12 protein-coding genes, 2 pseudogenes and 2 riboswitches are annotated in these 9472 nt (G+C 33.3%); of the genes and pseudogenes, 9 read left to right on the top strand and 5 right to left on the bottom strand.

Annotated features, from left to right (window positions below):
• Window positions 1-326 precede the first annotated feature (326 nt).
• The 4 genes and pseudogenes from FD36_RS06845 to FD36_RS05605 all read left to right on the top strand — a co-directional run.
• Window positions 327-506: pseudogene (locus FD36_RS06845) on the top strand (winged helix-turn-helix transcriptional regulator); the annotation flags it as partial.
• A 51-nt stretch (window positions 507-557) separates the two neighbouring features.
• A riboswitch (TPP riboswitch) is annotated at window positions 558-648 on the top strand.
• 62 nt (window positions 649-710) lie between these two features.
• Window positions 711-2108, top strand: coding sequence for an ABC transporter ATP-binding protein (locus tag FD36_RS05615; protein ID WP_225361976.1), 1398 nt, complete (start codon window positions 711-713; stop codon window positions 2106-2108).
• Window positions 2108-2752, top strand: coding sequence for an energy-coupling factor transporter transmembrane component T family protein (locus FD36_RS05610; protein WP_056958662.1), 645 nt, complete (start codon window positions 2108-2110; stop codon window positions 2750-2752). Before FD36_RS05615 ends, FD36_RS05610 begins: the two co-directional genes overlap by 1 nt.
• Window positions 2753-2761: 9 nt before the next feature.
• Complete coding sequence (locus tag FD36_RS05605) at window positions 2762-3190, top strand: hypothetical protein (protein ID WP_014081454.1); 429 nt, start codon at window positions 2762-2764, stop codon at window positions 3188-3190.
• Window positions 3191-3247: 57 nt separating this feature from the next.
• On the opposite strand, the gene FD36_RS05600 is transcribed toward FD36_RS05605, so the two are convergent.
• Complete coding sequence (locus FD36_RS05600) at window positions 3248-3880, bottom strand: TetR/AcrR family transcriptional regulator (RefSeq protein ID WP_056958660.1); 633 nt, start codon at window positions 3878-3880, stop codon at window positions 3248-3250.
• 114 nt (window positions 3881-3994) lie between these two features.
• On the opposite strand from FD36_RS05600, the gene FD36_RS05595 reads away from it, so the two are divergent.
• Window positions 3995-4885, top strand: a complete 891-nt coding sequence (locus tag FD36_RS05595; RefSeq protein WP_225361301.1) for a metal ABC transporter solute-binding protein, Zn/Mn family — start codon at window positions 3995-3997, stop codon at window positions 4883-4885.
• Between the two features lie 67 nt (window positions 4886-4952).
• Window positions 4953-5318, top strand: coding sequence for a YisL family protein (locus FD36_RS05590; protein WP_056958658.1), 366 nt, complete (start codon window positions 4953-4955; stop codon window positions 5316-5318).
• A gap of 113 nt (window positions 5319-5431) precedes the next feature.
• Here the strand turns inward: FD36_RS05590 and FD36_RS05585 are convergent, their stop codons facing one another.
• The 4 genes from FD36_RS05585 to FD36_RS05570 form a co-directional block, all read right to left on the bottom strand.
• Entirely contained in the window at window positions 5432-5788 is a 357-nt protein-coding gene (locus FD36_RS05585) for a CPBP family intramembrane glutamic endopeptidase (protein ID WP_056958656.1), read from the bottom strand.
• Window positions 5788-6228 (bottom strand): Msa family membrane protein, encoded by a 441-nt coding sequence (locus tag FD36_RS05580; protein ID WP_056958654.1) that lies wholly within the window; start codon window positions 6226-6228, stop codon window positions 5788-5790. Before FD36_RS05580 ends, FD36_RS05585 begins: the two co-directional genes overlap by 1 nt.
• A gap of 208 nt (window positions 6229-6436) precedes the next feature.
• Entirely contained in the window at window positions 6437-6991 is a 555-nt protein-coding gene (locus FD36_RS05575) for an ECF transporter S component (protein WP_056958653.1), read from the bottom strand.
• A 110-nt stretch (window positions 6992-7101) separates the two neighbouring features.
• Window positions 7102-7190, bottom strand: a riboswitch (TPP riboswitch).
• A 31-nt stretch (window positions 7191-7221) separates the two neighbouring features.
• Window positions 7222-8574, bottom strand: a complete 1353-nt coding sequence (locus FD36_RS05570) for a purine-cytosine permease family protein (protein WP_263850780.1) — start codon at window positions 8572-8574, stop codon at window positions 7222-7224.
• A 160-nt stretch (window positions 8575-8734) separates the two neighbouring features.
• Between FD36_RS05570 and FD36_RS07080 the strand changes: the two genes are divergently transcribed.
• The 3 genes and pseudogenes from FD36_RS07080 to FD36_RS06695 form a co-directional block, all read left to right on the top strand.
• The gene (locus tag FD36_RS07080) at window positions 8735-8887 is read left to right on the top strand and encodes a zinc-ribbon domain-containing protein (RefSeq protein ID WP_082610634.1); all 153 of its coding nucleotides are present in this window, start codon (window positions 8735-8737) and stop codon (window positions 8885-8887) included.
• A pseudogene (locus tag FD36_RS06700) lies at window positions 8842-9048 on the top strand (NlpC/P60 family protein); the annotation flags it as partial. The gene FD36_RS07080 and the pseudogene FD36_RS06700, both read left to right, overlap by 46 nt.
• A 147-nt stretch (window positions 9049-9195) precedes the next feature.
• The coding region (locus FD36_RS06695; protein WP_170207321.1) for a KxYKxGKxW signal peptide domain-containing protein at window positions 9196-9472 on the top strand (277 nt) is incomplete at its 3' end.

Below are 9472 nucleotides of genomic sequence, written 5' to 3'. Positions count from 1 at the left end.
CTCGCCAATTATGGATAAAATCAACCAAGCGTTACTTTTTCTTTCCATTTTTCTTCTCCCACTTAAAAAATTAAAGTTATGTTAAATAAGCTTAAATTTGTCACTTTACTTAAACAAGTAGGGAAAATAATGACATCGGGTTTACTAAAGTAAACTTTTTTATGGTATCAGGGAAAGGCAGCGGTGAAAAATTTGGATAAAAATATTCAAAAAACTCCAATTTGTGAACTAACCCCCATTTTTGAGTTATTCGGTCAAAAATGGACGACGGTAATTCTTAGTGAGATTTTAAACGGCAATAACCACTATGGTACTTTAAGAAAAAATTTGCGACCATGAGTAGTCGAACCTTATCAGCTAGATTGAAAACCTTAGAAAAGAATGGCATCATTACTCGCACGGTTTATCCCGTTATTCCCCCAAGCTTGGAATATCAGCTCACGCCGAAAGGTAAAGATGCTAGAAAGATGTTTACCGCGATGATTGATTGGAAAAATCGGTGGTAATTTCAAGGTCACAAAGTATTTCGAACCTTTCTTTGGTATAATAAAGACACAATTAAATAGCTGGGGTGCTTAACGGCTGAGATTATACCCATTGAACCTGATCTAGGTAATGCTAGCGGAGGTAATCTGACAAACAGTTGTCTAATTTTAATAAAACAAAAGCCGTCTTCTTAATAGAAGATGGCTTTTTCTTTGGAGGAAGCTATGATGAACAACATCGAGGTCCAAAACTTCAATTTTAAGTATCAAAAAAATGAGAAACCAATTTTCGAAAATGTCGATGTTACTTTTCCCGGTGGTGAAATTTCACTTTTAACCGGCCCGTCTGGTTGTGGTAAATCAACATTGATGACGATTATTGCGGGTTTAGATGATGATGTCACGTATGGTGGAGAAATTAAAATTAATGGTACTAACATTAAAAAGATTTCACCACTTGAACGAGCCAAACTAATTAGCATGATGTTTCAAGATCCAAACCAACAATTTGTCATGCAAAAAGTCAGCGAAGAACTGGTTTTTGCGTTAGAAAACATTCAAACTCCACCCGCCGAGATTGAAGCCCGGGTCCAAGCTACGTTAGCTTTTTGCGAGATTCAACCTTTGGCACAGCGAAAAATCGTAACCCTTTCTGGGGGAGAAAAACAAAAAGTAATTTTGGCAACCATGGTCGCCTTAGATTCTGACATTCTGTTGTTAGATGAACCCTTTGCTAGTATTGATTTACCAGCTAAACAAGCCATTCTGGAAAAATTAGTTAAATTACAACAAGAAAAACACAAAACGATTATCATCTCAGACCATGATCTAACCGGTTATGCGGGATTAGTTAAACATTTATTCCGTGTGGAAGGAACTTCAATTAAAGAACTTTCAGCTCCGGAAACTTACCAAATTTTAAATAATGATTATCAACCAGATGTCCATTTTAAAATGCCAACGGAAAATTCTGACATCCAAGTCAATGATTTTAGTTTTAAAGCACAACACCATACCTTGTTACATTGTCCTGATTTCAAATTTTACCAAGGTTGTACTTTGTTAACTGGAGCAAGTGGAATTGGTAAATCAACCCTCTTTCGTTCCCTAACTAAACTAAAAAAATACAGTGGCCAAGTCTTTTTAAACGAAAAAAACATTAAAAAAATAAAAGATCAGTTATTCTATTCACAAATCGCTTTAATTTTTCAAAATGCCAATGACCAATTCCTAAATGTAACCGTTGCTGAAGAACTACAATTAGCAAAGGAGACTGCCCTATCAGACTTTTGGAATGGGGAAAAAATTGAAGCTACGTTAAGTACCCTACAACTAGACGATAAAATGGAACAAGTAGTTTACACGCTGAGTGGTGGACAAAAAAAGAAACTGCAAATTTTATTAATGTTAATTCGTGATCCCCAAATTATGTTATTGGATGAACCATTTGCCGGACTTGATCGTAAATCAGTTGAAATCGTGGAAAATATACTCCAAACTGAATTTATCAAGCGACACCATTCTTTAGTAGTCATCAGTCACCAAATTTTTCAATTCAATCAGTTCTTTGATTATCACATTGAATTTGCTGACCAATCCTTAACTTACAAGGAGGTACTCTAATGAATCCTGCCATTAAATTATTACTCGGCTTTTTGATTGCCTTTGAAATTTCTTTTATCACTAACATCACGCTAAACGTGGTGATTATCGTAGCCTGTTTGGCTTACCTAATTTGGAAACGGGTGAATATTAAAACCGTGGCAACTTTCTGTCTAATTGCGCTTCTCCCTGCGTTAGGAATTTTCTTTTCCCAATTCTATTACGGTGATGGCTTAATAATGGGAACGGCTTTGTTCACTCGGCTTTATGCCTATGTCTTGCTCGGCTTAAGTTTCTCATTAACCACCTACATGGTTGATTTAGCTAATTCTCTGGAACAAAATGCTCATGTTCCTGCTAAATTTGTCTATGGTGTGTTAGCTGCCATCAACTTAGTTCCCCGTTTACAGTATGAAATTAAAGTCATTCGGGCTAACGGAAATATGCGTGGCAAAGTTTTGCATCCTTGGATGCCAACTTTGTACTTTAAAGCCTTGATTGTCGCCATCGGCTGGTCGAATGATCTAGCGCAAGCGATGGAATCGCAAGGATTCGTGGAAAATCAACCTCGAACATTTTTCAAAATTAGTAAAATTCATCCTAAAGACTGGATCATTTTATTAGCAACTCTAATCATCGTTCAGTTAATTATTTTTATTCACTAAGGAAAAAAGATGCCATCTGCTTATCAATATATCTTGCAACAATTAAAAAATCAGAAAATTTCTTTAACTGAAATTGCCCAACTAGCAATTAATTATCAAGGATTGTATAGTCAGGTACCAGAGATCGAAACTACCGAAGAATTGTTAAAGAAAATCATCCAACAACCGCAAGTTGAAGAAAATTTATTAGTTTGTTTTGCTTTGGAAAATAGTACGCTAAGTGAACCTTTGGCAACCATTTATCAAAGTGAAAATGTAACTAACTCCCTGTTACTTCAAATTGCAGCAACCTTTGGTACGATTGGCATTTCCAACTATTTTGAAATTAAATTAAATCATCCAGAACTCATTCATTTATCAAATAACCCCAAAATAACCGATCTTGCATTATCATTAGCAGCGGCATTATCTGGAGAATTGGCACAAATGGATTCATAAAATTATATTCAAAAAAGATCAATAAAGTACAAACGTACTTTGCCGATCTTTTTATTTTTAATTCAATTTCAAAACATTAATCCACCCATAGTAACTAAACTGACAGAGATTTTGGTCCAATTTAATGGTTTCTGCTTCAGTAAAGGAATGTTTCAAAATATCATAAAAGGTTGCCGTATTAGAATACACAAAAAAATGAATTTGGCGTTGATCAGGTACAAAATTATTTGGTAAGATCTCTTTTTGTTCCATTTCAGCAATTATCTGAGCCACTTTATCGGCAAAAAATTGGGTAATCATTTCTGCTAAATTATTGTATTTAGAGCCATTAGTCTTAAAAAGTAGTAAATCAGCAATTTCACGATTTTGGTAAACCGCATGAATCACATCATCCATATTTAAAACTTTTTCTAGCCAAATTTGATTAATATTTTCAGGGGTCATAGAACTAAGTGCATCGTTAATTTGTTTGCTATAGATTGTTTTTAAATCTTGTAAGAACGGTTCAACTAACTGAGCTAATAAATCATCCTTTGATTTGAAATGTTTATAGAATGCTCCTGTGGTGAGATGAGCACGACGACAAATATCTCGCAACTTGGTGTCCTTAAATCCTTGCGTTAAAAAAGACTCTTTTGCAGATGCTAACAATAACTCATTGGTCATTTCATAATTACGTTTTGTTCCCATTTTGGACCTCGATATTTTTTCTTGCTAGATTAAGGTAACGATGTTATCTTAAGTAAGGTAACAGTGTTATTTAATTATAATATGTATTTTAAAAAATTACTTAGGAGAATCAAAGTGAAGCGAATTGTTAAAATTTCTAGTATTCTATTTTCATTTATTACAATAGCATTATTTTTAACTGGTTGTAAAAATCAAGATAGTCAAAAATCTAATAAAATTGACGTAGTAACGACCACTAATTTTTATGCAGAACCTGCTAAAGCCGTTTTGGGTAATCATGGAAAAGTTAAATATATTGTAAAACCCGGAACTAATCCGCATGATTTTAATCCCAAAAATTCTGATGCCGTCTTAGCTAGTAAAGCAACAGTGGTAGTTGAAAATGGTCTTGGCTACGATGAATGGATGGATAAGTTAGATAGTAATAACGGTAACAATCTAACTGTCATTAACGTTGGTAAGCTGATGAATAAAAAGAACGGTGACAATGAACATATTTGGTACGATCCTAACACTATGAGTAAATTAGCTGACAAATTAACAGCAACTTATAGTAAGCTTCAACCCAAGAATAAAAAAGTATTTGAAAAAAATGCGGAAGCTTACAAAAATAAAATGAAAAAGAACCAAACCCTGGTTAAAGAACTAGCTACCAAGAGTAAGCACCAAAACGTTGCTGTGAGCGAACCAGTCTTTAACTACTCACTTGAAGTAATGGGTTACAAAGTCATCGATTCTAGTTTTGCTAATGCCATTGAAAAAGATGTTGATCCATCGCCTAAAGACCTTGTTAAGCTTCGTAATGATATCAAGCACCATAAAGTCGCCTTCTTTGTAGAAAACATACAGGAGGAAAATAAAACTATTAGCGGTTTAGCTGAACTGGCTAAAAAGAATAATGTTCCAGTTGTTAAAGTTACTGAAACAGTCCCTGCTGGAACTAACTACTTTGATTGGATGAACAGTCAATATCAACAAGTTAAAAAAATTCAAGATAAAGATTAATTTTTAGATTTTAATTTAGTAGTTTAGCTTTTTAATAGAGTTAAACGCACTGAAAGGAATATTAATTATGTACTTAGTTTGGATTCATTTAATTACATGGATGGTCATTTTAGTAACAACTATCATTGCATTATTTAGTCAATCACGAAAATTAAGCTTAATCTCAATGATGATTACACGAGTTGGTTATCTATTTGCAATCGTAACTGGTGTATTATTAGTCAGTCACGCTTTTCCAAATCACCCTGCTTTAACCATTATTAAGGTTATTTTAGGAATCATTTTAATTGGAATCATTGAAATGGCTTTTGCTACTAAAAATCGTAAGCGTCTTACGCTAGGACTTGTGTGGTTAGTTATTTTCTTTATCTTACTTGTTGGTGGATTAGGATTATACCTAACTAGTGGATATCCTTTAAATCAATATTTATAAAATAAAAACGATTTGCCAATGCGCAAATCGTTTTTTTATCTGAATTTTTGTTTAAATACTGGTTTAATAATTTTAATTCCAAATAAAATATAAATTGTCATAACGACTACGGCTTATCCAAAAGTAATCATCGGATTTACCTGATCACTTTGCGTTATTGGGAGCAAAAATATTATCACAGAGTCTAAGGTAAAATGAGCTATCATAGGAACAATCAGGTTTTGTGTGCGAATATATAAACAAGTGAATAGAATTCCCATTCCAAAGGTTTGAATCATTTGCCCGCCAGTAATTATTAATGATTGACTGCTTAAATTAAGTAAATGCTCTGAACTAAAGATTAAGTTAGTCAATAAAATTGGAACTATCAATTTTCCAATGCGGAAAACAAAGATCGTAATCATATCAAAAACAACTTGAGTAAAAAGCAAAATAAGCAACCATTTTATACGATATCTATTATTTACCATTAATTACCGCTCCGTTTAAAATAAGTCATGACTTTTTTAACTGCAATTACAACTAAAAAATTAAGAATTAAAATAAACAAAATTTGATCTATACTAAGCAAGTCTTTTGAAATTTGGATTGAAAATGATTCACTAGAATAGGAATTATTTGTAACAAATTTTTCCCATTCTGAACTGTAAGTTACCATCTTTCCAAATACAAAATAAGCAAATAAAGTTAATGTTGGTAATATGTATTTTAAAAAACGGAATTTAATATTTTCCATTACTCCGGTTGCAATAATTACTCCATTTAACAAGGCCGGAATTAAATAAATGATTATGGCAAAAATTCCAAAAGATTCGACTGCTAAAAAACTTCCAGCAGTCAGATAAACTAAAATATCAAATGCTAGGGCTAATAAAATAACTAATAAAGTAAAAATAAAAATCTCCTCCATACGAATTGATTCGTTGAAGTTAGCTTACGTTAAACTGATTAAAATACCTAGCTAATTATCGTAGCACTGTCCAATTACGTGTCTATAAATAGGTTACACGTGATAAAAGCCTTGATAAAACAACAATTACAGCATATTATATTTTAATTTTAAAAATCAAAAAATTCTCCCACATAATTGTGAGAGAATTTTCTTTTGTTGAATTTAATTATTTTTCTAATAAATGAGTCCGGTTTAACATCTTAGCGATTGCCATTGAGAGCACTCCACTAAAAAGAAAAACGGAAATGTAACTTACAATAAATAATGCAGCAATCAACCCAAAGCTAAAGCCAGCATAATCATGTTTAATTAGTTGGTAACCAAACGTCACGATGGTGGTGGTTAAAGTTGATAAAAACATTCCCAATTTTCCATAGTTTTTGTAACCAGTGAAAGCAAAACCTAATTCTGATCCAATCCCTTGAACTAAACCAGAAATTAAAGTTGCAGCTCCCCAAATTCCGCCTAGCAACATTTCAACTGCTGCCCCTAAAAATTCAGCAAGTAATCCTGAACCTGGTTTCTTAATTACCATTAATGCTAATGGACCACCAATTGTCCAAAATCCAATTAAAATTGCTCCACTAAAGGGTGCTAATCCCATTGGGGTTAAAACTGCGGTAACTGCTGTGTAAATTGGATCCATGATCCAGAAAATCAATCCACATACAATCCCAATTAAAGTTACTAAAATAATGTCTTTCAAATGCCATTTGTTCATGATATTCCTCCAAAAATTAATTTTTCCAAAATAAAAAGCTCTCGGCCACAAGCAGAGAGCTTTAGAAAAATTAATTTTTGAAGATTGCATCGCAAATACAATCTTTAATCATCTAAAGTTATAAAGTTTCCTTCGATAGTACAAACTATATCAGGTTCAATGGGTTTAATCTCAGCTCGTGGCACCCCAACTTTTTATTTTTATGTGCTTAGTATAGCATAGTTTTAATTTTATTTATGAAAAATTTTGCTAGCTCCCAAATAAAGAACAGCAACAATTCCCATCGTAATGAAAGTTGCTCCAGTGAAGTCTTTAATAAAGCCAACTTGTTTAAGCGCTAAGTAAATCAAGACCCCTACTACTAAAGAAACAATCGCAATCAAGTTAAACCCATCGTGATACCAAAGTTTTCCGTTGATATCTGATAAAGCAGTTTGATTGTAACTATCTTTATTTAAAATAAAGTAATCAACTACCATAATTGCAATAATTGGTCCAAGTAACATTCCGGTATAATCAAGGAATGAAATGAAAGAATTCAAGAAACTCCCATTCAAAATTGGCACAAAAGTTAAAATCATCGAAGCAATCGTAATTACGACCAAAGATTTGTTAAGACTTAATTTAGGTGTCATGTTATTTAGAGCAGATGCCCCAGCCTGAATGTTAACGGCATTGGCAGTCATACTGGTCAAAACAATCACAATCATCGCAATTAAACCAAGCCCTAATTTGTTAGCAATAATACTTGGATCAGAATTATTAGGATTGTAAGCTCCAGAAGTTAAAGCCACACTAATTGTGGTACAAATCCCAATCATTCCAAAACTCAGCAATCCTAACAAAGCTCCCCAAAATGGTGCGGTAATTGAAGTTCCCTTTTTACCAGTAAAACGGGTGAAATCAGCTCCGCCCATTACCCAACCTAAACTGGAAGCAGCAATTGTATCAATCGCAAGTCCCAATGGCATTTGTTGTGCTTTAGGAACCACATAATGAGCAATCTGAGTAAATGAAACGTTTTTGAAAACCACAAAAGCTTCCAAAATCACAAAGATAATTACTAAAATAACTCCAATTCGTTCTACTAATTGAACAGAACGTTGTCCAGCAATGATACTTAAAATGTGTAAGACACTCATCACTAAAATTCCCACGATTAAGCCTAAGTTCCCACCGGGTTGACCGAAAAGTGGCCATTTGAAGAAGCTGTGAAAAATAAAGGCAAGCGATGTTGCAGCAATAAAAGTATTGACCGCCGTCCAACCCAAGAACAAAGTTAAATTAATAACAGTAGGAATCAAACTTCCACGAATTCCAAATGATCCTCTAGCAAGAACAGTGGTGGTTGCACCAGTTCTATAACCGACATACCCCATTAAGCTTAGGAAACAGTAAGCTATAATTCCCCCGACTAACATTGCTGTAATCCCACCATATAATCCACAGGCTGCAATCACTCCACCAATAAACCATGTTCCATTATTAGCATTTGCACCATACCAGGTCGCAAACATATCCCAATAATTCATATTCCGTTCGTTATTCGGAATTAATTTAAAACCATACTTGCTTTCATTCAATCTGTTTTCCCCAAAAATATTAACATTGTTTTTTTATTTAATATTAATAGTCGTCTTTTAAAGTATAGTATAGCAAAGAAAATAAATGATTAACAGTCAGTATTCCCCTATTTTAATAGTGTATAATTGCATTATTAATATTCAGAAAAGATGAATTTTTATGAAATTCTGTCCTCATTGTGGAAATAAGGTCGCTGATGATGCTTCATTTTGTGATAAATGTGGTAACAAACTCACTGTAGTCTCACGACAAGCTCACAAAAACTTCAATCCACTGTTTCTGATGCCCAAAAAGCACAAAAGGGTGATTTAGTATACTTCTGTGAAGGTGGTAGTGTCATTCATGCTGGTTTATATATTGGAAATGGATTAATGATTGATGCTCAAGTTGCCGGTGTTGGTATAGGTGTTCATCGAGTTAGCCAACTGTCATCATATTATCCAGCTGTATATGGTCGTTACCTAAATCTTTAATATTTAATGATAGTGAAAAGGAGATTTAATTCTTAAATGAATTAATCTCTTTTTGTTTTGTTTAGATGTGATGATNATTAATTAATTAATTAATTAATTTAAGCTTAATGTTATAATTGAACAAACATACAAATTATGGAGATAATTATGAAATTTAATGAAGTCGAGAAAAAAAGATTCAAATTATATAAAGCTGGTAAGATGTGGTTAATTGCCGGAACTACATTTTTAGCATTAGCTGGACTTGGTAGTGTCGCAGTTCACGCTGATAGTAATAATTCGAACACACAATCTGCTCAATCTACAGTTGCAACTAATCAAGATGTAAAAGTAGAGTCAACTCAAAGTCAAGACAATAATGTAGTTACTGTTCAAAATAATGATGTTACTACTCCTGCTCAAGCTGATAGTAACAAGCAAGATA

It is taken from the genome of Fructilactobacillus sanfranciscensis DSM 20451, from assembly GCF_001436035.1.
Lineage (GTDB): Bacteria > Bacillota > Bacilli > Lactobacillales > Lactobacillaceae > Fructilactobacillus > Fructilactobacillus sanfranciscensis.
Note: the sequence above shows the minus strand (reverse complement) of the source record. Positions and strands in the feature narration are given on the sequence as shown.